Origin of the sequence: Ponticaulis sp. (assembly GCF_029210165.1) — a bacterium.
In the GTDB taxonomy this organism is placed as follows: Bacteria; Pseudomonadota; Alphaproteobacteria; order Caulobacterales; family Hyphomonadaceae; genus Ponticaulis.
Genome location: NZ_JARGNT010000002.1, coordinates 389,418 through 412,601 on the forward strand (window position 1 = coordinate 389,418; position 23,184 = coordinate 412,601).

20 protein-coding genes are annotated in these 23,184 nt (G+C 54.8%); 15 read left to right on the forward strand and 5 right to left on the reverse strand.

The features are described 5' to 3' along the window. The first annotated feature begins 1 nt into the window (after position 1). From P1U45_RS13820 to P1U45_RS13830, 3 genes are all read left to right on the forward strand, one after another. Entirely contained in the window at positions 2–640 is a 639-nt protein-coding gene (locus P1U45_RS13820; RefSeq protein WP_301059609.1) for a hypothetical protein, read from the forward strand. Positions 641–813: 173 nt separating this feature from the next. Further along, positions 814–2,346 (forward strand): acyl-CoA carboxylase subunit beta, encoded by a 1,533-nt coding sequence (locus tag P1U45_RS13825; protein WP_301059610.1) that lies wholly within the window; start codon positions 814–816, stop codon positions 2,344–2,346. Between the two features lie 111 nt (positions 2,347–2,457). Then, positions 2,458–3,042 carry a cytochrome c family protein gene (locus P1U45_RS13830; protein WP_293608179.1) on the forward strand — a complete coding sequence of 195 codons (585 nt, stop codon included), beginning with the start codon at positions 2,458–2,460 and terminating at the stop codon, positions 3,040–3,042. Between the two features lie 86 nt (positions 3,043–3,128). Here the strand turns inward: P1U45_RS13830 and P1U45_RS13835 are convergent, their stop codons facing one another. Both P1U45_RS13835 and P1U45_RS13840 read right to left on the reverse strand, forming a co-directional pair. Further along, positions 3,129–3,380 carry a hypothetical protein gene (locus tag P1U45_RS13835; protein WP_301059611.1) on the reverse strand — a complete coding sequence of 84 codons (252 nt, stop codon included), beginning with the start codon at positions 3,378–3,380 and terminating at the stop codon, positions 3,129–3,131. 139 nt (positions 3,381–3,519) lie between these two features. Continuing rightward, on the reverse strand, positions 3,520–3,867 hold the full coding sequence (locus tag P1U45_RS13840) for a hypothetical protein (RefSeq protein ID WP_301059613.1): 348 nt from the start codon (positions 3,865–3,867) through the stop codon (positions 3,520–3,522). Between the two features lie 151 nt (positions 3,868–4,018). Here P1U45_RS13840 and ccoN point away from each other — a divergent pair, with 151 nt between their 5' ends. From ccoN to P1U45_RS13885, 9 genes are all read left to right on the forward strand, one after another. Next, the gene (ccoN, locus tag P1U45_RS13845) at positions 4,019–5,689 is read left to right on the forward strand and encodes a cytochrome-c oxidase, cbb3-type subunit I (RefSeq protein WP_363258645.1); all 1,671 of its coding nucleotides are present in this window, start codon (positions 4,019–4,021) and stop codon (positions 5,687–5,689) included. Positions 5,690–5,701: 12 nt separating this feature from the next. Further along, positions 5,702–6,478, forward strand: coding sequence for a cytochrome-c oxidase, cbb3-type subunit II (gene ccoO / locus P1U45_RS13850; protein ID WP_293608183.1), 777 nt, complete (start codon positions 5,702–5,704; stop codon positions 6,476–6,478). 4 nt (positions 6,479–6,482) lie between these two features. Beyond that, entirely contained in the window at positions 6,483–6,647 is a 165-nt protein-coding gene (locus P1U45_RS13855) for a cbb3-type cytochrome c oxidase subunit 3 (protein WP_022695616.1), read from the forward strand. Beyond that, positions 6,640–7,524, forward strand: a complete 885-nt coding sequence (gene ccoP, locus P1U45_RS13860) for a cytochrome-c oxidase, cbb3-type subunit III (RefSeq protein ID WP_301059614.1) — start codon at positions 6,640–6,642, stop codon at positions 7,522–7,524. Before P1U45_RS13855 ends, ccoP begins: the two co-directional genes overlap by 8 nt. A 123-nt stretch (positions 7,525–7,647) precedes the next feature. Then, positions 7,648–9,081, forward strand: coding sequence for a cytochrome c oxidase accessory protein CcoG (gene ccoG, locus P1U45_RS13865; RefSeq protein ID WP_301059615.1), 1,434 nt, complete (start codon positions 7,648–7,650; stop codon positions 9,079–9,081). Positions 9,082–9,086: 5 nt separating this feature from the next. Continuing rightward, positions 9,087–9,575 (forward strand): FixH family protein, encoded by a 489-nt coding sequence (locus P1U45_RS13870; protein WP_301059616.1) that lies wholly within the window; start codon positions 9,087–9,089, stop codon positions 9,573–9,575. Then, complete coding sequence (locus tag P1U45_RS13875; protein WP_301059617.1) at positions 9,563–11,770, forward strand: heavy metal translocating P-type ATPase; 2,208 nt, start codon at positions 9,563–9,565, stop codon at positions 11,768–11,770. Before P1U45_RS13870 ends, P1U45_RS13875 begins: the two co-directional genes overlap by 13 nt. Continuing rightward, a complete protein-coding gene (gene ccoS, locus P1U45_RS13880; protein WP_022695621.1) occupies positions 11,767–11,916 on the forward strand; it encodes a cbb3-type cytochrome oxidase assembly protein CcoS in 150 nt (49 codons plus the stop codon). The genes P1U45_RS13875 and ccoS overlap by 4 nt, the downstream gene beginning before the upstream one ends. A gap of 159 nt (positions 11,917–12,075) precedes the next feature. Further along, entirely contained in the window at positions 12,076–14,403 is a 2,328-nt protein-coding gene (locus P1U45_RS13885; protein WP_301059618.1) for a TonB-dependent receptor, read from the forward strand. A 35-nt stretch (positions 14,404–14,438) separates the two neighbouring features. On the opposite strand, the gene P1U45_RS13890 is transcribed toward P1U45_RS13885, so the two are convergent. Then, positions 14,439–15,110 (reverse strand): TetR/AcrR family transcriptional regulator, encoded by a 672-nt coding sequence (locus P1U45_RS13890; protein WP_301059619.1) that lies wholly within the window; start codon positions 15,108–15,110, stop codon positions 14,439–14,441. 169 nt (positions 15,111–15,279) lie between these two features. Between P1U45_RS13890 and P1U45_RS13895 the strand changes: the two genes are divergently transcribed. From P1U45_RS13895 to P1U45_RS13905, 3 genes are all read left to right on the forward strand, one after another. Continuing rightward, positions 15,280–16,143 carry an alpha/beta hydrolase gene (locus P1U45_RS13895; protein WP_301059620.1) on the forward strand — a complete coding sequence of 288 codons (864 nt, stop codon included), beginning with the start codon at positions 15,280–15,282 and terminating at the stop codon, positions 16,141–16,143. After that, the gene (locus tag P1U45_RS13900; RefSeq protein ID WP_301059621.1) at positions 16,143–17,444 is read left to right on the forward strand and encodes an MFS transporter; all 1,302 of its coding nucleotides are present in this window, start codon (positions 16,143–16,145) and stop codon (positions 17,442–17,444) included. Before P1U45_RS13895 ends, P1U45_RS13900 begins: the two co-directional genes overlap by 1 nt. A 168-nt stretch (positions 17,445–17,612) precedes the next feature. Continuing rightward, complete coding sequence (locus tag P1U45_RS13905) at positions 17,613–19,640, forward strand: hypothetical protein (RefSeq protein WP_301059622.1); 2,028 nt, start codon at positions 17,613–17,615, stop codon at positions 19,638–19,640. 122 nt (positions 19,641–19,762) lie between these two features. Here the strand turns inward: P1U45_RS13905 and acs are convergent, their stop codons facing one another. Further along, complete coding sequence (gene acs, locus P1U45_RS13910; protein WP_301059623.1) at positions 19,763–21,721, reverse strand: acetate--CoA ligase; 1,959 nt, start codon at positions 21,719–21,721, stop codon at positions 19,763–19,765. A 25-nt stretch (positions 21,722–21,746) separates the two neighbouring features. Next, positions 21,747–23,057 (reverse strand): DcaP family trimeric outer membrane transporter, encoded by a 1,311-nt coding sequence (locus P1U45_RS13915; RefSeq protein ID WP_301059624.1) that lies wholly within the window; start codon positions 23,055–23,057, stop codon positions 21,747–21,749. Positions 23,058–23,184 lie beyond the last annotated feature (127 nt).

Below are 23,184 nucleotides of genomic sequence, written 5' to 3' on the forward strand. Positions count from 1 at the left end.
ATTGAACGAGAATTATAAAAACTGCTCTCCATACGTTCAAATGGACTGTCTGTCGCTTGCACCGACCGATGACTGGGAAATGAACCAGACGTTCAGTCATGGCTCAAAGCCGGTCTGGCAGGTTGGACTCATGATGAAGCCTATCATGAAAACCGGAGTGGTTTCTGTTGCGTTGGCTGCGGCAACCCTCCTCATCCCTGCGGCTCATGCGCAAGAGCGCGGTGAGCGAAATAGAGACAGGTTTGAACCACGTCACGAACAAACGCATCGTGGCTATGAGTCGAACCATCGCGATAACCGTGACTGGCGACGCGGACATGGCGACCGCTTTGAACTGACACGCCGCGAACGCCGCCAGGTGATCAATCAGTGCGAGCGCGCTGCCGATGATCGCGCTGACTGGTCTACACGCCGCGGTCGCGCTCATACCGAGTTTGTTGGTCGACCTTATGTCCGCCAATTCGGCCCCGCAGGTTATGAAGTTGAAGGCGCAGTTCGCGTTTCTACGCGTCGCGGCTCTAACATTGTGCCTGTTGAATGCACCATCCGTCGCGGCCGTGTCGTCGATCTCGATATGAACCCGCGCCGTGGTCGTGGGCACCATAACGATAATGGTCGTCGCTATACATCCCGCTACTAATCAGCGCTTTTCAACGTATTGGCAGGGCCTGAACACTTCCCGACCGGCAGTGTTCAGGTCGCTGCCATTTAGTCACAAGAGTATATCTAAAGGTCGCAGTATTCACGATACATCCTTGCCATTCATGGCGAGGTATATATCAAAGCCTGAAAATAAATGTTCAGGGGCTCGATATGAAAGATATCCTCGAAGCGTTAGAAGCGAAGAGAGAACAGGCACGACTTGGCGGCGGTCAGAAGCGAATTGATCGTCAGCACGAGAAAGGCAAGCTGACTGCACGTGAGCGCATCGAGCTCCTTCTCGACGAAGGCTCATTCGAAGAATGGGACATGTTTGTCGAGCATACCTGCAATGATTTCGGCATGTCTGATCTGAAAACTCCGGGTGATGGTGTTGTCACCGGCTGGGGCACGATCAACGGCCGCATGGTCTACGTCTTCTCTAAAGACTTCACCGTATTCGGCGGCTCTCTCTCCAAGGCTCATGCCTCCAAGATTGTAAAAGTCCAGAAAGCGGCCATGAAAAATGGCGCGCCGGTCATTGGTCTGTTTGATGCAGGTGGTGCGCGTATTCAGGAAGGCGTTGATTCGCTGGCCGGTTATGCTGACATCTTCATGGAAAACGTTCTGGCCTCAGGCGTCATTCCACAAATTTCCGTCATTATGGGTCCTTGCGCGGGTGGCGACGTTTACTCTCCAGCCATGACCGACTTCATCTTCATGGTGAAGGACACGTCCTACATGTACGTGACCGGCCCTGACGTTGTTAAAACCGTTACGAATGAAACTGTTTCGCATGAAGACCTCGGCGGCGCACGTGTCCACGCGGGCAAGTCCGGCGTAGTAGACGGCGCTTTCGATAACGACATTGAAGCGTTGACGCAGATCCGTCGTCTTGTGGATTTCCTCCCGCTCTCCAACCGTGAGAAAGCGCCGGCCCGCCCAAGCTTCGACAATATTGATCGCCTCGAAGACTCGCTCGACACGCTGGTTCCGGACAACCCGAACAAGCCGTATGACATGCGCGAGCTTATCGAGAAGACAGCTGACGAAGGCGACTTCTTCGAAATCGGCAAAGACTTCGGCACGAACATTCTGACCGGTTTTGGTCGCATTGAGGGCCAGACCGTTGGCTTTGTCGCAAACCAGCCACTCAGCCTCGCTGGCGTACTCGACATTGATGCATCCCGTAAGGCTGCGCGTTTTGTTCGTTTCTGCGACTGCTTCAATATTCCGATCGTCACTTATGTCGACGTTCCCGGCTTCATGCCGGGTACAAAGCAGGAATATGGCGGCCTGATTAAGCACGGCGCGAAACTTCTGTTCGCCTATGCGGAAGCGACTGTTCCGAAAGTTACGGTCATCACGCGTAAAGCGTATGGCGGCGCTTATGACGTTATGAGCTCCAAGCACCTTCGCGGTGACGTGAACTATGCATGGCCAAAAGCCGAAATCGCCGTGATGGGTGCCAAAGGTGCCGTTGAGATTATCTTCCGCGCCGATATCGGCAATGATGAGAAAATCGCTCAGAAAACGAAAGAATACGAAGACAACTTCGCAAATCCGTTCGTTGCCGCGCGTAAGGGTTATATTGATGACATCATCATGCCGCACTCGACACGTCGCCGTGTGGCTAAAGCACTCCGCCAGCTGAAGACGAAAAACGTCACGAACCCGGCGAAGAAGCACGACAACATCCCGCTCTAGGCGGCTTTTCAATATCGCAGCTGTCAGACATGGCAGCTGCGTTGCGACGCACCTGAAATCCGTCAGCGTCGAACTATATGCAATCTCACTGTGACAATTCCGGAGGATGACATGCGATTATTTCTGACGACGACGGCACTGGCGCTCACACTCGCCGCATGCGGTGGTGGTTCAGAGGAACCAGCAGCCCCAGCTGAAACGACGACGCCAGCAGCAACAGAATCAGCAGCGCCGGCACCTGCCCCGGAAGCCGAAGCTCCAGCGGTCGAAATCCCGACGGCGGAAGAGGCTGAAGCTACCGTCGAAGACATGGTTGAAGATCTGGAAATCGTTGAGGCGGATTACTCAGAAGCCGTCGCGGCGCTACCTGAGCCGTATAACACGGGCGACTATGAGCGCGGCGAAAGCCTGTTCCGCCAGTGCGCGACATGTCACCTGCTCGATCCGGAAGCTGGCAACCGGGTTGGTCCGAATCTCCACGGCGTTTTCCAACGTGGTGTCGGTGAGCTCGAAGGCTTCAATTATTCGGACGCCGTTCTGGAAGCAGACTTCCAGTGGACACCGGAACAACTCGATCACTGGCTGGAAAACCCGCGCGCATTCTTACCAGGAAACCGCATGTCCTATGCAGGCATGCGTCGTCCGAACGACCGTACGGACCTGATCACGTTCCTTCTGATTAAAACGGAAGAATAGTTCAGGCACCAGCCGACTGAATTCATAAAAAAATAAAGCCCCGTGCAAAGCGCGGGGCTTTTTTCTTACCTATGAAGTATGGCGATTTAAGCCACTTTCGCGAACCTGCGCCAGTACGACATGAAGTGCTCAGCATCCCTGCGTCGCTGGAAAATAACCGACTTTTTGAAGCCTTCCCCGTAGGAAGTTGTTTTAACCATGATCACTGGTGCGTCATCCGTCCCCGATGCGCACGTGCCCATGCATTCACGTTCTGCGGCAAACTGATTCACTGCCTGAAAAAGCTTCGTCTCAGTAGCTGCGTCCTTCAGATCAAACTTAACAACAACGTCTGTCATGATCACCACCCATTCATGCCTTCATTTAGTCATATTCAGGGCGACGCCGCAGTGCAGCAAGGTTTTGAGCTGTTTCAGGTCGCGTTGAGCACAGATATGCACGCTAACATGGTAAATTCGGTCAGTTGCTGTTCAAAAGTTAATCAAAGCCAACAATTTTCTCCACAGAAAAAGGGTGCCTGCTCTCACAGACACCCTCAGGATTCGATAAAATTTTGAAAGACAGCGCTTGTCGGCTGAGAAACGCGCGGCGAACCGTCACAGCAAAAGCCCCGATAAGTCCTGCAGCTGCGACATAGCAGCCCGCGCAATGGCCTGTAGATGCGGCGTTCAGAGCTAGCTCACCGCCACCCGACGTGCACATCGGAAGCACAAAGCCAGCGCCTACATCGTGGCAGGACCGCAGTAAAAGACCCGAAATAGCGGTCGTAACGCTCATTCCGAGAAGCATTTTGTCATTTGTGACGAGACTGCTGATTTCAGTCATCGGCGACTCCTTATAGTTTCCGAAAGCCTGAATAGCATAATTTCCGCACGAAGAGTGGGGCCAAATAGTCGCATTTTCTTTGAGAGAAAAGCGTGACAATCCCAGACTCAAACTCGGGTTATTCTCAGAGGGCAAAATGGCAACAACAACCATGCAGAAAAACGGGATCGACTTCAGCGTGCTGACAGTCGGTCTCTTCGTGGGGGTTTTCACACTCCTTGCATTAATGGTCGCGGCTTGGTCGCCGGACCCACTATTCAACATTCATGGCTGGCTCAGCCTCGGCATGAGTCTGGTCGCAATCCTCGCGATCTGCTTCTGGGCAGCGAACCGCAAAGACGGCAAGCTGTTCGACGAAACGCAGTATGAAGACACACTGATCAAATGGGGCGTTGGTGTCTCAATGTTCTGGGGTGTTGTCGGCATTCTCGTTGGCTTCGTCATCGCGATGCAGCTCACCTTCCCTAGCCTTCTCTATTTTGAAGAGTTTGGCTTCCTAAACTTTGGTCGCCTGCGCCCACTGCATACATCTGCAGTGATCTTTGCGTTTGGTGGTAACGTGCTTCTGGCAACGTCTTTCCACGTTGTTCAGCGCACCTGCCGGACGCGTATTGCGGGCGGTATGTGGCCGTGGTTCGTTTTCTGGGGCTATCAGGCGTTCATCGTTCTTGCTGCTACTGGTTACGTCATGGGCGTCACTGCAGGCCGCGAGTACGCAGAACCTGAATGGTATGTCGACCTCTGGCTGACTATTGTATGGGTTGCCTATCTGCTCGTATTCCTCGGTACGATCTGGAAGCGTAAAGAGCCGCACATCTACGTTGCGAACTGGTTCTACCTCGCATTCATCGTAACGATTGCGATGCTTCACATCGTGAACAACCTCGCGGTTCCAATCAGCCCGCTCTCTTCCCAGTCAGTGTCTCTGATGGCTGGTGTTCAGGACGCGCTGACACAGTGGTGGTATGGTCACAACGCGGTTGGCTTCTTCCTGACGGCTGGCTTCCTGGCGATCATGTACTACTACATCCCGAAGCGTGCTGAGCGTCCGGTATTCTCTTACCGCCTCTCAATCGTTCACTTCTGGGCACTGATCTTCATCTACATCTGGGCTGGTCCACACCACCTGCACTATACGGCTTTGCCACAATGGGCGCAGACACTGGGTATGACCTTCTCCATCATGCTGTGGATGCCAAGCTGGGGTGGTATGATCAACGGTCTGATGACGCTGTCTGGCGCATGGGACAAACTCCGCACAGACCCTGTCATCCGTATGATGGTCGTCTCTCTGGCATTCTACGGCATGTCCACGTTTGAAGGCCCGCTTATGTCAGTTCGTGCGGTGAACTCTCTGTCTCACTACACCGACTGGACAATCGGCCACGTACACTCTGGTGCACTCGGCTGGGTTGGCTTCATCTCCTTCGGTGCTCTCTACTGTCTCGCACAGTGGATGTGGAAACGTGACCGCCTCTATTCCGCAAACATGGTGGAATGGCACTTCTGGACCGCGACCATCGGTATCGTTCTGTATATCTGCTCCATGTGGGTATCCGGTATCATGGAAGGCCTGATGTGGCGTGCGTACAACGAATTCGGCTTCCTCGAATACACATTCGTCGAGACCGTAGAAGCTAAGCACATCTCCTACATCATCCGTTCGCTTGGTGGCCTCCTTTACCTCGTCGGCGCTCTGATCATGTCGTTCAACATCTACATGACCGCTAAGGGCAAAACCCGCAAAGGTGAGGAAGATCACGTTCACGCTCCAACCAATGATGGCATTCCGGCTCGCGCCGAAGCCGTGCCAGCTGAATAAGGAGACAGACTAATGGCATTGTTTGATAAACACGCCCTGCTCGAGAAGCACTCTATGCTCCTCACAGTCGGCATCCTCGTTGTCGTCGCCATTGGCGGTATCATCGAGATCGCTCCGCTCTTCTATCTGAGCAACACGATTGAGCGCGTGAACGGTATGCGTCCATACACGCCACTCGAACTCGCAGGGCGCGAAATCTATGTGCGTGAAGGCTGCTATGTCTGTCACTCCCAGATGGTTCGCCCGCTGCGTGACGAAGTGGAACGCTATGGTCACTATTCTCTCGCTGCAGAGAGCATGTACGACCACCCGTTCCAGTGGGGCTCCAAGCGTACAGGTCCTGACCTTGCACGTGTTGGCGGCAAATACTCTGATGAATGGCACATGGACCACATGCGTAACCCACGCTCTGTCGTTCCGGAATCCATCATGCCGCCATACACGTTCATGGTAGATCGCCCACTCGACTTCAGCCAGGTACAGCAAACCATGCAGGCAATGCGCCTTGTAGGTGTGCCTTACACCGACGCTATGATCGAGAACGCAGAGTACGACCTTCTCGCTCAGGCCAATCCGGACTTCTATCCGAATTCCGGCGACTATGACGGCGCTCTGGTGGATCGTTACACCGAAGCATCAGGTCGGGAAGGTACGGTCACTGTACGTGCATTTGACGGCGACGCCGAAAACATCACCGAGATGGACGCTATGATCGCCTATCTCCAGATGCTCGGCACACTGGTCGACTTCGAAACTTACGAAGCCGACAGCCTGCAGAACCGGAGATAGCATCATGAACTATGAAACGCTTTCCAGTTTCGCACAGACCTGGGGACTGCTCTACTTCGTAGTGCTGTTCCTCGGGGCCTGCACCTACGCACTGTGGCCGTCCAAGAAGTCCGAATTCGAACGGGCAGCCAACCTCCCTCTGATCGACGAGGAGCCTATCAATGAGTGAACATGATAAAGACATTGATGCTGCAACCGGTGTTGAAACCACCGGTCACGAATGGGATGGCATCAAAGAGCTCAACAACCCGCTTCCACGTTGGTGGCTATACATCTTCTACATTTGTATCGCCTGGGCTGTTGTGTACTGGATCTTCATGCCGGCATGGCCTGCACTGCCTGGAATGGGCACGAACACTCCGGGTATTCGTAACCACTCTGACCGTGCTCTTGTCGCTGAAAGCATTGACGCACTGCGTTCTGCGCGCGCTGAAAACGGAGCGGCTCTGATCGAAGCGTCTGTTGAGGACATTCTTGCTGATCAGGACCTTCGTCAGTTTGCTATGGCTGCTGGTGAAAGTGCCTTTGGTGACAACTGCGCGACCTGCCATGGTGCAGGCGCCCGCGGTGCACCGGGTTACCCGACCCTCGCAGACGATGTGTGGCTCTGGGGTGGTGGTCTGGACGAAATCCAGCACACGATCACTTATGGCGTCCGTCAGGAAAATATGGAGAGCCGCTTCTCCATGATGCCTGCCTTTGGTCGCGATCAGGTCCTGAGCGCTGAAGAGATCACGAACGTTGCGCACTATGTTCGCACGCTCTCCGGTCTCGAGGAGGCATCCGATGCGTCTATTGCGGGTCAGGAAGTGTTCGAGTGGAACTGTGTCGCATGTCACGGTGAAGCCGGTACTGGCGATCAATTCCAGGGCGCACCAAACCTCACAGACCGCGACTGGCTCTATGGCAGTGACATGGCTACTGTTCAGGCGACCATCTACAATCCACGCAACAGCGCAATGCCTGCGTGGGGTGAACGTCTCGACGAAACAACCGTCAAAGCCCTTGCAGTATATGTCTATGCATTAAGCGGCAGCGAAGGCTGATTTGATCAGAAAAGGCCCGGTTCGCCGGGCCTTTTTTTGTGAGGGTGTGACAAGATACCATCACGTATTTCTAACTTTCTTGTTTTAGAAAGTTCTAAAATACAAACTGGGAAGTCGAGTACAATGACAGCTCTCAAACCTACCCCGCCATCCGATGCGCAACCGATGTATAAGAAGCGCGAGCCGGTTCACCCGAAGCTCGTCAGCGGTAAGTTTCGCTCCTTCAAATTCGCGTTTATGGCGCTCGCGCTGGCGGTCTATTACGGCTTGCCCTGGATACGCTGGGATCGCGGGCCTGAAGCGCCGGATCAGGCAATCCTCTTCTTTGCTGATGGTAAGTTCTATTTCGGCCCGATCGAGATCTGGCCGCAAGAAGTTTACTACATCACCGGCATTCTCATTCTGTCGTCTCTCGGCCTGTTTCTGGTGACCTCTCTGTTCGGACGCGTCTGGTGTGGCTATGCCTGTCCGCAGACGGTCTGGACCGATCTCTATATCGCCGTTGAGCGCTTCTTCGAGGGCGACCGTAACAAACGCATTAAGCTTGATCGCGCGCCTTGGACCTTCAACAAGATCTGGCGCAAAGCAGCCAAACACGCTGTCTGGCTGCTGATTGCTGCGGCAACCGGCGGTGCGCTCGTCTTCTATTTCCACGATGCGCCTTCACTCGCCTATAACTTCTTCACAGGTCACGCGCCAACGACAGCTTACGTCTTCGTCGGCATCCTGACCTTCACGACCTATTCGCTTGCAGGCACAATGCGTGAGCAGGTCTGTACCTATCTTTGCCCATGGCCGCGTATTCAGGCGGCGCTGACTGACGAAGACGCCCTCAACGTCACCTATCGTTGGGATCGCGGCGAACCTCGTGGTCCGCACAAAAAGTCTGAAACATGGGAAGGTCGCGGCGACTGCGTTGACTGTAATGCCTGCGTCACCGCCTGCCCTATGGGTATTGATATCCGCAACGGCGCCCAGCTTGAATGTATTCACTGTGCGCTCTGTATCGACGCCTGTGACGACATCATGAAAAAGGTTGGTCGCCCGACCGGCCTCATCGCATACGATACAGATAAAAATGTGGAACTGCGTGCAGCTGGAAAACCGGCCCAGAAGTTCCGCCTGTTCCGTCCGCGAGTTATCATTTATGCGGTATTGATCAGCGCCATCACGGCACTCATGGCGTACGGCCTGTTCACACGCTCCACCTTCGAGCTGAACGTCCTCAAAGACCGCTCACCATCCTTCGTGCAGCTGTCTGACGGTCGCATTCAGAACGGCTACGCAATCAAGCTGGTCAACAAGCGGATCGATCCGAAAAACATCCGCCTGGAAGTGACCGGAATTGAAGGCGCAGACGTCTCGCTTGTGGGCGAAGAGCACGGCGATCTCGACGTCGAAATTCCTGGTGAGGGTGTGACACGTTTCCGCATGATCATCAAAATCCCTGAAGATGCGGTGGATGGAAATGACCGGCTTCGCATTGTCGCAATTGACACAGAGACCGGAGAGCAGGACGCTAATTTCATTCCATTCTCCAGCCCACGAAGGAACTGACCTCAATGAAGATCGGTCGTCTCAACGGATATCACGTACTGTTCATGCTGCTCGGCTTTTTCGGTGTCATGATTATCGTGAACGTCATCTTCACCGTGTATGCGGTGCGATCATTTCCGGGCGAACAGGTTGAGCAATCCTACATTCAGGGCCTGAACTATAATCAGGCCCTCGAAGACCGCGCCCGCCAGGAAGAGCTGGGCTGGTCAACCGAAGTTGGTCTTGAAGCAACAGACAGTGGCAGCCCAATGCTGGTCACTTACTGGCTGGACGAATTCGAGAACGGCATCACTCAGCTTGAGGTGTCGGCCACACTCACCCGTCCTGCGACCCGGGAAGGTCAACGTATTGTCGACCTCAGCGCAAATGGTCCGGGCCGTTACGAGATCATACTGACGGACCTCGAAACTGGCGACTGGAACGCCGAAATAACCGCACAGTCACCCGACGGTGATACCGTCACAGCTCATAAGTCACTCACATGGACACGCTGACCTCTGCTGATCTGCCCCTCGGGGAAACCGTACCACCTCAAACGAGCGCACGTCCCTTTGTTCGCGAAAAGAACGGGCGTAGCGAGCTGATACTGGCAGTTTCCGGCGCGAAATGCGGCGGATGCCTGGCAAAGATCGAAAAGAATGTCAGCGCGCTCGAAGGTATCGACCACGTCCGTATGAACCTCTCTACCGGTCGCCTCGTGGCAGACTGGACGAGCGACGCGTTTAATCCCGACAGGATTATCGAAACGCTCAACGGTCTTGGATATCCGTCCAAACCGTTTGATCCAGATCTTGTCGACGCAAGTCGTCAGAAACGTGAGCGCGGCCTCCTTCTGGCCATGGCTGTCGCAGGGTTTGCTGCCGCCAATATCATGCTTTTGTCTGTGTCCGTCTGGGCTGGCAAAGGTGAGATGTCAGATGCGACACGCACCCTGCTCCACTGGGTTTCTGCCGCGATTGCCATTCCAACGGTCGCATTCTCGGGCCGTCCATTCTTCTCGTCCGCGCTCGGCGCTCTGCGTGGCGGACACGTCAATATGGACGTTCCAATCTCGCTGGCTGTCCTGCTGGCGACGGGCCTGAGCATTTACGAGACAATCCATCACGGTGAGCATTCCTACTTCGATGCGGCAGTGATGTTGCTCTTCTTCCTGTTGATTGGACGCTTCCTTGAAGCCCGCCTTCAGCGACAAGCCTATAAAGCGGCCGACGATCTGGCCGCTATGCAAGCGGTTACCGTCTCACGCCGGCTTGCGGACGGCTCTATTGAGACGGTCGCATCAGGCTCGCTCGACGTTGGAGACACGCTTATCATCTCGACCGGTGAGCGCCTGCCGGTCGATGTTGACCTTGTGAGCGCAGAAGCATCGCTCAATACCAGCCTTGTCACTGGTGAAGTCATGCCCCAGCTGGAACCGCATGGCACACGCATTTACGCGGGCAGCGTCAATCTCGGCGCGCCTATCGAGGTCGCCGTCGCGACAACCACTGACGATTCCCTGATTGGCGAAATCAGTCGTCTTCTGGATGTAGGCGAGCAAAAGCGTTCAAAGTATCGCCAGATCGCGGATAAAGCCGCCGAACTCTATGTCCCGATCGTACATACGTTGGCGGCAGTCGCATTCATCGGCTGGTTCATCATCAGTGGCGACGTTAGAACTGCGCTCTTCACTGCGATCTCCGTTCTGGTGATTACCTGCCCTTGCGCACTGGCGCTGGCCGCGCCTGTCGTTCAAATCGTCGCTGCGGGACGTCTCTTCCGCGCAAACGCCTTTCTGAAATCCGGTGATGCGCTGGAACGTATTGCTGCATGCGATCACATCATTTTCGATAAGACAGGCACACTCACAGAACTAACACCTCATTTCGATGATACAGAAGAGTCACGCGAAAACCTGAACCTTGCGGCGCACCTCGCCCGTGCCAGTCGGCACCCGCTTTCCCGCGCTGTCGTACAGGCAGCCTGCCCCGGCCCCGTCGCAGAGAATGTCGAGGAGCATAAAGGCCTCGGCCTGTCGGGTCTCATTGATGGGAAGGAAGCACGCCTCGGCTCCTGGGAATGGGTCAGCGCTGAAAACGGCGCAGCGCCGGAAGACAATGTCAGCCTCTGGTTCTGGATTGAAGGTAGCGCCCCAGCGCCGCTCCATCTGACCGAAGACATCAAGAAAGGCGCAAAAGAACTTCTGCAATCACTTGATGAGTTGGGCGTAACTTATGAGATCTGCTCAGGTGACCATCCGGCTCGCGTCGAAGAGGTTGCAGCTCGTCTCGGCGTTCAGAACTATACAGGCGGCATCAAACCTGTCGGCAAGGCAGAGCGCGTCGATACGCTGAGTGCTGAAGGCCATAAGGTTCTTATGATTGGCGATGGTCTGAACGATGCCGGCGCACTTGCATCATCTCACGCAGCTCTCGCCCCGGGCGGCGCACTGGACGCAGCACGTACAGCGAGCGATGCAGTTTATTCCGGTGAGTCGCTGGAAAACATTGCGACCGTGATCCGTGTCGCCCGTTCAGCGCAGGGACGAATCAAAGAGAATTTCGGTCTGGCTGTGATCTACAATCTTATCGCGGTTCCAATTGCGCTCTTGGGATTTGTCACACCGCTCATCGCTGCGATTGCCATGTCAGGCTCCTCCATCGTCGTGACGCTGAATGCGCTGCGCGTAGCTTCAGGAAAAACAAAATGACCGCGCTTCTATTTTTGATTCCCGTCGCGCTGGGAATGGGCCTGATCGGTCTTGCGGCATTCTTCTGGTCAATGAAGACAGGCCAGTTCGATGACCCGCAAGGCTCGGCTGAACGCATTCTTCATGACGAAGATCGTCCGCTCTGAGGCGAAACACTCTATAGCAATTCCCCGTATGCGCGAGATCGTCATTAAACTTTCGGCTATCTTGCTTATTCCCGATTGACATAACACTTCTGCCACGGCAGGTATTCAACAGTTGTTGAATTCCCAGCATAAATAGCTGGGCATCATGGGGAGAGAAAGATGATCCGCACTCGCCTTGCGCTCTTAGCGCTTGCCACTACCGCATTTTCACCTATCGCCGCCTTCGCTCAGGAAGCTGAAACCGAAACCGCTCAGGAAGCGCGCTTCGGCACGATTCAGGTTACCGCACAGCGTCGTGAAGAAAGCCAGCTGGACGTTCCACTGTCCGTATCTGCTTTCGATGGCGGTCTGCTCGCTGACCTCGGCGTCACCGACCTGACAGAAGTCGCGAAAATCACACCAAACGTCACGCTGGAAGTGTCCCGCGGCACGAATACAACCCTGTCCGCATTCATTCGTGGTGTTGGCCAGCAGGACCCGGTTGCAGGCTTTGAAGCCGGCGTCGGCATCTACATTGATGACGTCTACCTGAACCGTCCACAGGGCGCAGTTCTCGACGTATTCGACGTTGACCGCATCGAGGTTCTTCGTGGCCCTCAAGGTACACTGTACGGCCGCAACACAATCGGTGGCGCAGTTAAGTACGTTACGAGCGGCCTTTCCGACACACCTACGCTCAACGGTCGTTTCGCAGTTGGTTCATACCAGCAGCACGACGCTGTTCTTTCGGGCAGCATGCCACTTTCAGACACGTTCCGTGTTGGCGGTGCTATTGCCTCTCTGAACCGTGATGGTTTCGGTGAGAACCTCACCACAGGCGAGCAAAACTACGACAAAGAAGTTCTGTCTGCGCGTGTATCGGCAGAGTGGGACGTCACAGAAGACTTCCAGCTCCGTTTCTCTGCTGACCGTACAGAAGATGATTCTGCACCACGTCAGGGTCACCGCCTCACACCAGGTCTTCTGACAGGCGCACCTGTTCTCGGAAACGTTTATGACACACGTGCTGGCCTGAATGTCGTATCTCAGGATGTTGAAGCTATGGGTGCGTCCCTGACGGCTGAATTCCGCCTGAACGACAACATCACGCTTCGCAACATCCTCGCTTACCGCGAAGATGAGAGCATCACACCAATCGACTTCGACAGCCTTCCGGCTGGCGACCTCGACGTGCCTGCGATCTATGCGAACGACCAGTTCTCTGAAGAATTCCAGGTTCTCTATGAAGGCGACCGTCTCAACGGTCTCGTCGGCGTCTACTATCTCGATGCAAATGCTTCGACTGTGTTCGACGTACTGCTCGACACAACAGGTCAGCTTCTTGGCCTGCCAGGTCTGAACGCTCAGACATTCGGTGACGTAAACACTGAAACATGGTCTGTCTTCGGTGACTTCACATACGACGTAACCGACCGTTTCGCAGTTACACTCGGCGCGCGTTACACGGAAGACAAGCGTACGTCTCAGGTTCTGCGTCGTACCTTTATCGGCGGTTTCTCTGAATTCTTCGGCGGCAGCCCGATCCTGATTGCGACAACGTCAGACTTTGATGGGTCTGCGGACTTCTCTGACTTCAGCCCGCGTCTTTCCCTCGCTTATGATCTGACAGACGACAGCAATGTCTACTTCACATATGCACAGGGCTTCAAAGGCGGCGGTTTCGACCCGCGTGGCCAGACAAGCGCTGCACCTGACCTCGATCAGGACGGTATCGTGTCGCCTCAGGAGCAGTTCGAATTCATGCAATTCGATCCAGAAGAAGTCGACAGCTTTGAAGTCGGTTACAAAGCGAGCCAGTTCGGCGGCCTGCTGAACTACTCTGTCGCAGCCTTCACATCTGACTATTCAGACGTACAGATCCCGGGCTCTATTGGCGTTGATACGGACAATGACGGCGTCAATGACACCTTCACGGGCGTCACAACAAACGCTGGTGCGGCAACTATCTGGGGTATCGAGTTTGAGGGTAATGCTACATTCGCTCAGGACGTGATCAATGACGGCGACCTGTTCAATGCAAGCTGGTCTCTCGGTTATCTCGATGCGTCTTACGACGAATACATCGACGCATTTGGCAACGACGTAGCTGACCAGCGTGTTGTCCAGAATACACCAGACTGGACTGCAAGCCTGCGTCTTGCTTACGACACGCCGTTCAACCTCGGCATGAATGAAGGCAACCTGCTCGCTAACGTCATGGCGTCTTACCGCGGCGACTCCAGCCAGTTTGAGACACCAAGCGCCTACCTCGATCAGGAAGCTTACACTCTGCTCGACGCGTCTATCCGCTGGGAAACAGCCGACGGCCGCTATGGTCTGACACTGTCCGGCAAAAACCTCACAGACGAGCGTTACATCGTTGCTGGCTACAACTTCACAAACGAAGCGACTAACCCGCCAACACCAACACTCGGCCTCGAAGGCACACTGACAGGCTTCTACGGTGACCCGCGCACTGTCACTCTCGGCTTCGACTTCTCGTTCTAATCGGGAAGCACGGCTAAAACGAAGAACGGCGACGCTTAAAGCGTCGCCGTTTCTTTTTGACTTGCTGCAATCATATCCGAGAAACCTGCAGCCACAAAGTCGACTATGTAATCGCACGCATCGGGCAGATCATCAGACTTGCAGAGATCGTCAGACAGATGGTCGATACGTCCAGTCTGCGCAAAGGCCAGCGTCAACGCACCGGAGAGGCAGTGATAGCCCCAATATACGCTTTTATCGGGAACACCGGGAAGCGCAGTTTTCAGAACGGCGAGAAACCGGTGGATCATCGGATCGAAGAACTGGGTCATCAGCGTACCGCCCCATTCCGGCGAGCTGTTCACATACGCGATCAATGCGTAATAGCTTTTCCAGCCAGGCTCCTGAACCTGCGATCGCTTTAATAGCGGCTCGAAATAAGCGCGAATAATGTCTTTGACTTGCGGCGGGTTCGGTGCCGCGTTCTGAACGGTCGTTTCCAGCGCTTCAAGACGCCAGCTGTTCAGTATCTGCGCACGACGAAGTAGCACCGCATCGAACAAATCCCGCTTCGGGCCGAAGTGGTAATTTGCCAACGCCACATCCACACCAGCCTCTTTGGCAATGGCACGCAGCGTCACACCGTCATAGCCATGCTTGGCGAAGAGGCTCTCCGCTGCGTTCAGAATAGCTTCGCGCTTATCCTGCTTTTTGTTTTCTACCGCCATGTCCCAACGTTAGCTCCCCTATTATTTTTATTCAGTTAGCGGACAACACCTGCAAAGGCAAAACTCTGCCTGAAAAAGCTTGCGCTCCCGCATTCAGAGTCTAGAATTTCAACAATTGTTGAAGACGTAAAGAGGGCAATGCCTGATAGGTCTTCTGGGAGGCAAAAAATTGGATATCTACTATCGCTCGGGCGATGGTCTGAAGCTGTACGCGAAAAGTTACGGCCCGGACGACGCCCCTGTGACGGCGTTGTGCATGCACGGGCTCACGCGCAATCACAAAGATTTCGAACCTATGATAAACGCGTTGCTCGAAAGCGGCACGAATGTTCGTTTCATAGCAGTCGATGTGCGCGGACGCGGGCTTTCCGAACGCGATACAAATCCGGTGAACTATTCCCCTGCGATTTATGCGCAGGACATGATTGCCCTGCTCGATCATCTCGAAATTGAGACCGTAAAACTCGTCGGCACAAGCATGGGCGGCCTCATGTCCATGGTGCTCATGACCATGATCCCCCACCGAATTGAAGGTGTCGTCCTGAACGATATCGGGCCTGTCCTCCAGAAAGAAGGCCTTGATCGCATCCAGAATTATGTCGGCGGCACGTTGCAAAAAGATAACTGGGAAGCTGCGGCAAAAGCCGTCGAGGATGTGCAGCGTTCTGCATTTCCTGACTACACGCATGAAGACTGGATGGCGTTTGCCCGTCGCACTTATCGAGAGCTGGACGATGGACGTGTCGAACTCGACTATGATCCTGAAATCTCGCGCACTGTGAAAGAAGTGCGTCCGAACATTTTCACCAATATGGCGATGTGGAAGCTCTTCAAAGTGATGAAACCTGTCCCGCTGCTTCTGGTGCGCGGCGAAATCTCTGACCTCCTGTCAGACAAGAATGCCAGAAAAATGGTCCGCAAGCACGGCTATGCGGAACTCGTTACCGTGCCGCGCGTCGGCCACACCCCTCTACTGGACGAACCTGTTGTGCAGGGTGCGCTCCGTCCATTTCTCGAACAGGGAGCCAGCTAATGTCTGACATCCAAACAACAGCAGAACCGGTCACCAACAAGGTAAAGGGCCGCGCCTGGGTTCTGGCCGTCCTGACGATGGTCTACACCTTCAACCACCTCGACCGTCAGGTCATCATCACGGTGCTCGAGCCGATCAAAGCGGCGATGCAGTTATCCGACCAACAGCTCGGCCTCCTAACGGGCCTGAGCTTTGCTCTGGTCTACGCTACGCTCGGCATTCCGGTTGCCTATCTGGCTGACCGGTCCAACCGCCGGAATATTATCGCCCTCGCCCTGCTCGTCTGGTCCGGTGCGACCGCGGTCTGCGGCGTCACGCAAAACTTCTGGCAACTCTTCCTGGCCCGTATGGGCGTAGGCATCGGCGAAGCCGGCGGCACACCTCCCGCGACATCTATGATCTCAGACCTGTACGCACCGCGCGAGCGAGCAATGGCGCTTGGCATTTACACGACCGGTATCGGCTTCGGCATTATGCTTGGCTATATCGTCGGTGCTCTGGTCTATGCCAACTTTGGCTGGCGCGCCGCATTCTTCGCGGCCGGTGTACCTGGCATTCTCCTCGCCATCATCTTGCGCTTTACAGTCAAAGAACCTCAACGCGGCATTTCCGAAAATCGCCACACAGATACCAGCGAGCCTGCGCCAAGCATGATGGAGACGTTCCGCTTCATGATGAGCCAGTCTTCCTACATGTTCCTGCTGCTCGGCTGCCTGCTCATCTGCGTCTCTGCGAACGCTTATGTCGCGTTCACATCAAGCCATTTGCAGCGCACCTATGATCTTCAGCCTCAGGATGTTGCGATCCCTCTCGGGCTTCTGATCGGTGGCGTCGGTTCTGTCGGTGCCATTGTGATTGGGTTCATCTGTGACAAGCTCTCAGCCAAAGACCTTCGCTGGCGTCCATGGATCATCGCCGTCACATCAGCAATCGCTCTGCCGTTTGCATTCATGTTCCTGCAGGCAACAACGCCAATGGAAGCCTATATCTGGAATGTGGTGCCAAACTTTGTGGGCCTGATCTATGCGAGCATTGCGTACACGGCTTCGCAGGAACTGGTGAAGCTGCGCATGCGCTCATTCTCATCCGCATTCACGCTGTTCTGCCTCACTTTGATTGGCATCAGCGGCGGCCCTTGGGTGACGGGCTTCCTCAGCGACATGTTCTCAGCTGGCGGTCACGAAGCACCTCTGAAGCACGCACTTGAGTGGGTGCTGCTATTTAATGGTGCGAGCGTCATCTGTTTGATTCTGGCGGGATTCAACTATCGGGCTGACGTAGCGAGAGCGCTCGAAGACTGAGCACAAAGTGAGATATTTTTGCCTTACACCGTATAAAAAGTGCTGAATATCACATCGCGATAGTAAGGATTTTGATAGACTGGACTATATTCTTCTAGGGAAAAACGGTATTAGCTCGCCCAAACAGTGTAGCAAAGTACTACAAAAACATGTCCTCGGGAGAACAACATGATCCGGTCTATCAGGTCCGCTGGCCTAACTAGTGTTGCAGCTATTGCGCTCTTTTCTGTAGCAAGCTGCGGTCAAAGCACGTCTACTTCTTCTGACGTTTCCGCTGAAAACTCCGTAGAATCAACAACTCCGGTTGTTCTCGCTGATTACGCCAGCAACTTTCGTCTGAATGATGAAACAGGCTATGCACACGAACTTTTCTACTATGCGGACGTACCGGCATCCGTCATCGTAACCCAGTGCAATGGTTGCGAAGCATCTGATGAGGTGATGACGGCAGTCTCCGAGCTCGCTGAACGCTACTCCGAGCACGACATTCCGTTCTACGCTCTGAACTCCACTATCGGCACGACGCGTGACGACATCGCTGCAGCCGTAGAAGAGAATGGCTGGACGATCCCGGTTCTGCTCGACCGCACCCAGCTTGTTGGTGAGCAAATCGGCGCAAGCCGCGCAGGCGAAGTGTTTATCTATTCTCCACTCGAAGGCTTCAAGCTCGTCTATCACGGTGATGTTGCTGACGATGCGAGCAACATCGCTGCCGTGCTGGATCAACTCATCGCGGACGAAGAGGTCACGGTTGCGTCGTCTCAGCCGGACGGTCAGCTCATCAGCTTCCCAGCGCGTAATGAGCCGCTTTCCGTATCTTACGCTAACGACGTCGCACCGGTTCTGATCGAAAACTGCGTCGAGTGCCACACGACTGGCGGCATCGCGCCATGGGCGATGACCGACTATGAAACTGTCGTCGGCTGGGCGCCAATGATGCGCGAAGTCATGATGACCAAGCGTATGCCCCCTTGGTCGTTTGACGAAACCATTCGCGAAGTCGAACACAGCCGCTCGCTCTCTACCGAAGAATACCAGACGGTCATCCGCTGGATTGAAGCAGGCACGCCACGTGGCGAAGGCGAAGACCCTCTGCCAAGCGTCGAATTCGAAGTACCTGAATGGCCGCTCGGTGAGCCAGATCTCGTTCTGGAGATCGATCCATTCGATATTCCTGCAACCGGCGTTGTCGACTACCAGTACCCGGTTGTTGCAAATCCACTGACGGAAGATCACTGGCTGCGCGCAACGACAATTCAGCCTGGAACACGGGATACAGTTCACCACGCTCTGACAGGATATATGTCCCAAATGCCGCCTCCGGGCGCGACGGATACGTTCGGTCAGTGGGAGTTCTCTACAGGCACATACGCGGTCGGCGAAGAATCCATGATCCACCCGGACAATTCCGGTGTCCCATTCCCTGCGGGCGGCGCGATCGGCTTCCAGATGCACTACACGCCGAACGGCCGTGAAGTGACAGACTACACACGTGTTGGCTTCTACTTCCATGACGAACAGCCAGAGCTTTACACACGCAGCTATGTGATCGTCGATCCGACCATCACAATTCCGCCGGGCGAGGAACGCCACGAGGAAGTTGCTTACGTTGAGTTCCCAGCGGACGCTGAACTTCTCGGCGTTTACCCGCACGCTCACTATCGTGCGCGCTCCATGTATATGGAACTGATCCGCACAACCGGCGAAACTGAAGTCGTGATCAACTCGCCGCGTTATGACTTCAACTGGCAGTTCGACTATCGTCTCTCTGAGCCGATCATGATCAACGCAGGTGACCGTCTGGTCGCTCACTATTTCTATGACAACTCAGAGCGTAACTTCGCGAACCCTGATCCGACCTCAACCATCACATGGGGCGACCAGTCATTCGAAGAAATGATGTACACCCGCCTCACATACCGTTGGGTTGGTGAAACGACAGCGGATCCGATGACGGAAACGCAGGAAGAGCTTGAAAGCGGCATGCTTTTCGGCGCGCTTGATGATGACTTTGATGGTCTGGTCGAGCCGGAAGAAATGAATCGCGGCATGTTCGGCATGATGGCAGCGCCAATGATTGGCCAGTTCGATGGTGACGGCGACGGTGCTCTGTCTCGTGAAGAAATGGGCGCGGCTATGGAAATGATGATGCGCATGCGCTCCAGTCAGGCGGGCGCAACGGGCGGCGACAACTAAGCCGCTTCCGCACATCTCAGACTAAAAAAAGGGGCGATGATCACACGATCATCGCCCTTTTAGTTACGGAGCCGTACCTTCTTTGCAGTTCGGGACGGCATCACGGGAGACTGTATCTGAACCTATCGGTTCATGCGGTTCTCAATGAGTTGAGGCACGACTTCAGGCTCTGCGAGTGTCGATGTATCACCCAGCGAGCCGTAATCATTCTCTGCAATCTTGCGCAGAATACGGCGCATAATCTTGCCGGATCGGGTTTTCGGAAGCCCCGGCGCAAACTGGATGAGGTCAGGGCTGGCAATCGGGCCAATCTCGGTACGGACCCATTTCACCAGATCCTTCCGGATTTCTTCCGTCGGTTCTACGCCAGCAATCAGCGTGACATAGGCGTAGATGCCCTGCCCTTTGATATCGTGCGGATAGCCAACCACGGCGGCCTCAGACACCATGTCGTGAGCCACAAGCGCGCTTTCCACTTCAGCAGTTCCCATGCGGTGACCTGAGACATTGATCACGTCGTCGACGCGGCCTGTGATCCAGAAATACCCGTCTTCATCGCGACGTGCGCCATCACCGGTGAAGTAGCGGCCCGGATAGGTTGAGAAATAGGTCTGGAAGAAACGTTCATGGTCCCCATAAACCGTGCGCATCTGGCCCGGCCATGAGTCCGTGATGCAGAGATTGCCATCGACAGCGCCTTCAAGCTCTTTGCCCTCAGAGTCCACAAGGATCGGCTTAATGCCAAAGAATGGGCGTGTCGCCGAACCCGGCTTCAGATCGGTCGCGCCCGGCAGCGGCGTGATCATGATGCCGCCGGTTTCCGTCTGCCACCATGTATCAACAATCGGGCAACGGCCTTCACCGACAACATTGTAGTACCAGAGCCAGGCCTCAGGGTTGATCGGCTCACCGACAGACCCAAGAATGCGGAGCGACTTACGGCTGGTCTTTTTGACGAAGTCTTCGCCTTCGCGCATGAGCGCGCGAATAGCCGTTGGCGCCGTGTAGAAGATGTTGACCTGGTGCTTGTCGACAACCTGCCAGAAGCGGGATGCATCCGGATAGCTCGGTACGCCTTCAAACATAAGCGTCTGAGCACCATTCGCGAGCGGACCATAAATGATATAGCTATGGCCTGTGACCCAGCCCACATCCGCCGTGCACCAATAGACGTCACCGTCTTTGTAGTCGAAGACGTATTCGTGCGTCATGCTCGCCCAGACAAGATAGCCGCCTGTGGTGTGCAGAACGCCTTTAGGCTTACCTGTTGAGCCAGACGTATACAGAATGAACAGCGGATCTTCTGCGTTCATCGGCTCAGGGTCGCAGAACTCGTCCACGCCAGCTGCCGCTTCGTGCCACCAGACATCGCGGCCACCTTTCATCGGGACCTGATTACCAGTGTGCTCGACAACAAGAACCTTCTCGACGCCAAGCGCGTGCTTGAGCGCGGCATCTACGTTCTTTTTAAGCGGGACGATTTTAGAACCGCGAAGCCCCTCATCAGCGGTAATAACGACTGTGGAATCACAGTCATTGATACGACCCGCAAGAGCTTCAGGTGAGAACCCGCCAAAGACGATCGAATGAACCGCACCGATACGCGCACATGCGAGCATCGCGTAGGCTGCCTCAAGGATCATAGGTAGGTAGATCGTGACGCGATCGCCCTTCTTCACACCCAGCTTTTTCAGCACATTGGCAAAGCGGCAAACATGCTCGTGAAGCTGGTGGTATGTGACGGTCTTAGCAACGCTCGGGTCATCGCCCTCCCAGATTATGGCTGGCTGATCGCCGCGCGTCTCCAGATGGCGGTCAATGCAGTTATAACTGACATTGAGTTCGCCATCCTCATACCAGCGGATATGCAGATCCGACTGGTCGTAAGAGACATCTTTCACCTTGGAGTAAGGCTTGCTCCAGTCCAGCCTTTTGCCCGCTTCACCCCAGAATGCGTCCGGATCGTCTACGCTCTTCTGGTACATTTCCAGATACTTTGCGGTATCGACCTTTGCCGCATCTGCGATCTCAGCAGGAACAGGAAATACCGCCTGTTCTGTATTGCTGTTACCGTCTGCCATGCCTCACTCCCGTATGTTTTAAGTTCTAGAATGCGTACTTCGTTGAGAAGGTGAACCGAGAAATATCGCCGGAGTTTCCAGCTTCGTCTTCACGCTGCCCAAAGAGTAGTTCCGTCCCCATTGTCACCCTTGGCGCAATGTCCCACAAGACCGCCCCGTAAACTGACTGGACAGACTGTGTCATAGATGAAGCAACATAGGACGGATTATCGATAAATAGTCCTGAATAACCAAGGTTCAGCCGGGCTGTTTCACCGAACGGGTGCCTCCAGGCAATGAGACCGCCATATGAAGGAATCACGTCCAGCTCACCCGTCATTGGATTAACTGCGGCACCGTTGGCCGCGTTGAGGCCGATATAGCGTCCGAGGCCTTCACCGCCCGTCAGAGAGAAGCGTACATCATCGCCGCCGCCAACATTCAGCTTACCCGCAACGCTGAGCGCATAGCCCATTGTTTGCTCTTCAATACCCGCAGCTTCGTAACGGAGCTGACGAGCAAGACCGGAGAATGACACATTGCCGAAGTCACCGGTGTGGTTATAGCGAACCACGGCATCCGGAAGCGTATTGGAGTCGGCCTCGATACGACCGCCGCCCACTGGAGAGACTGTTGTATCACCATTCTCCAGAGCAAACTGCCAGTTACCGTTCGTGTAGCGAATTTGCGCCTGACGCATGAACACCATGCCATCTGACAGCGTGAGGAAGCTAGCGCTTTCCGGAATAGCGGACGTGTTCTGGAAGGTGGACCATTCCTGACCGACGCGCAGGCCGTTCACGTCAATATACGCACGACGCAAACGCGGAGAAAATGAGCTGGAGACACGCTCATTGCCCTGAAGCGAGCCAAGGAAGTCCATCTCGAAATATCCGGAGACTTTGTTGCCATCGATATCGCGATCACCGGCGATAAAGATGCGAGATGCCTGAGCCGTCATATCAGTTGCGGTCGTACCGCTGCCGCCAATCGGCGTTGCGCCCGGAATGTGGAAGTCACGTGCAATGGAAGATGAGCCGATAGCACCATCGGACAGACTGGTGACATGCGCATCGAGGTCGATATAGCCGCCCACGCGAACATTCGTGTCACCCAGCATCATGCCATCTTGTTGCGCCGCTGGCGCTGCGGCTGGTGCTGAACTGGCCGCTGCTTCCAGACGGACAATATCCTGATCAGTTTGCGTCCGTTCTGCATCCACCTGCGCGCTCAGATTTTGCACCAGCGCTTCTAATGCGGCGATGCGTGCTTCCAGTTCGGCCTCGTCCGCCGTTGCTGAACCGGTCAGACCGAGCGCCACACCGGAAAGCATGAGTGCTTTAAGAGTCGTCTTCATTGTTTAACCTCCCCAGGGGTTGATTTTTATATCGTTATGGGAGGCAGTATCTGCTCAGTCTCTGATCCGCTCTATTAGCAATTGGTGCTAAGACTAAGGTCGAGGACGAGTCGACTTTCGTCGTGTT

What these genes read in the sequence shown, in the direction of transcription:
- P1U45_RS13825 (WP_301059610.1), top strand. Translation starts at nt 814, where the DNA reads ATGAAAGATATCCTCGAAGCGTTAGAAGCGAAGAGAGAACAGGCACGA.
- P1U45_RS13830 (WP_293608179.1), top strand. Translation starts at nt 2,458, where the DNA reads ATGCGATTATTTCTGACGACGACGGCACTGGCGCTCACACTCGCCGCA.
- P1U45_RS13835 (WP_301059611.1), bottom strand. Translation starts at nt 3,380, where the DNA reads ATGACAGACGTTGTTGTTAAGTTTGATCTGAAGGACGCAGCTACTGAG.
- P1U45_RS13840 (WP_301059613.1), bottom strand. Translation starts at nt 3,867, where the DNA reads ATGACTGAAATCAGCAGTCTCGTCACAAATGACAAAATGCTTCTCGGA.
- ccoN (WP_363258645.1), top strand. Translation starts at nt 4,019, where the DNA reads ATGCAGAAAAACGGGATCGACTTCAGCGTGCTGACAGTCGGTCTCTTC.
- ccoO (WP_293608183.1), top strand. Translation starts at nt 5,702, where the DNA reads ATGGCATTGTTTGATAAACACGCCCTGCTCGAGAAGCACTCTATGCTC.
- P1U45_RS13855 (WP_022695616.1), top strand. Translation starts at nt 6,483, where the DNA reads ATGAACTATGAAACGCTTTCCAGTTTCGCACAGACCTGGGGACTGCTC.
- ccoP (WP_301059614.1), top strand. Translation starts at nt 6,640, where the DNA reads ATGAGTGAACATGATAAAGACATTGATGCTGCAACCGGTGTTGAAACC.
- ccoG (WP_301059615.1), top strand. Translation starts at nt 7,648, where the DNA reads ATGACAGCTCTCAAACCTACCCCGCCATCCGATGCGCAACCGATGTAT.
- P1U45_RS13870 (WP_301059616.1), top strand. Translation starts at nt 9,087, where the DNA reads ATGAAGATCGGTCGTCTCAACGGATATCACGTACTGTTCATGCTGCTC.
- P1U45_RS13875 (WP_301059617.1), top strand. Translation starts at nt 9,563, where the DNA reads ATGGACACGCTGACCTCTGCTGATCTGCCCCTCGGGGAAACCGTACCA.
- ccoS (WP_022695621.1), top strand. Translation starts at nt 11,767, where the DNA reads ATGACCGCGCTTCTATTTTTGATTCCCGTCGCGCTGGGAATGGGCCTG.
- P1U45_RS13885 (WP_301059618.1), top strand. Translation starts at nt 12,076, where the DNA reads ATGATCCGCACTCGCCTTGCGCTCTTAGCGCTTGCCACTACCGCATTT.
- P1U45_RS13890 (WP_301059619.1), bottom strand. Translation starts at nt 15,110, where the DNA reads ATGGCGGTAGAAAACAAAAAGCAGGATAAGCGCGAAGCTATTCTGAAC.
- P1U45_RS13900 (WP_301059621.1), top strand. Translation starts at nt 16,143, where the DNA reads ATGTCTGACATCCAAACAACAGCAGAACCGGTCACCAACAAGGTAAAG.
- P1U45_RS13905 (WP_301059622.1), top strand. Translation starts at nt 17,613, where the DNA reads ATGATCCGGTCTATCAGGTCCGCTGGCCTAACTAGTGTTGCAGCTATT.
- acs (WP_301059623.1), bottom strand. Translation starts at nt 21,721, where the DNA reads ATGGCAGACGGTAACAGCAATACAGAACAGGCGGTATTTCCTGTTCCT.
- P1U45_RS13915 (WP_301059624.1), bottom strand. Translation starts at nt 23,057, where the DNA reads ATGAAGACGACTCTTAAAGCACTCATGCTTTCCGGTGTGGCGCTCGGT.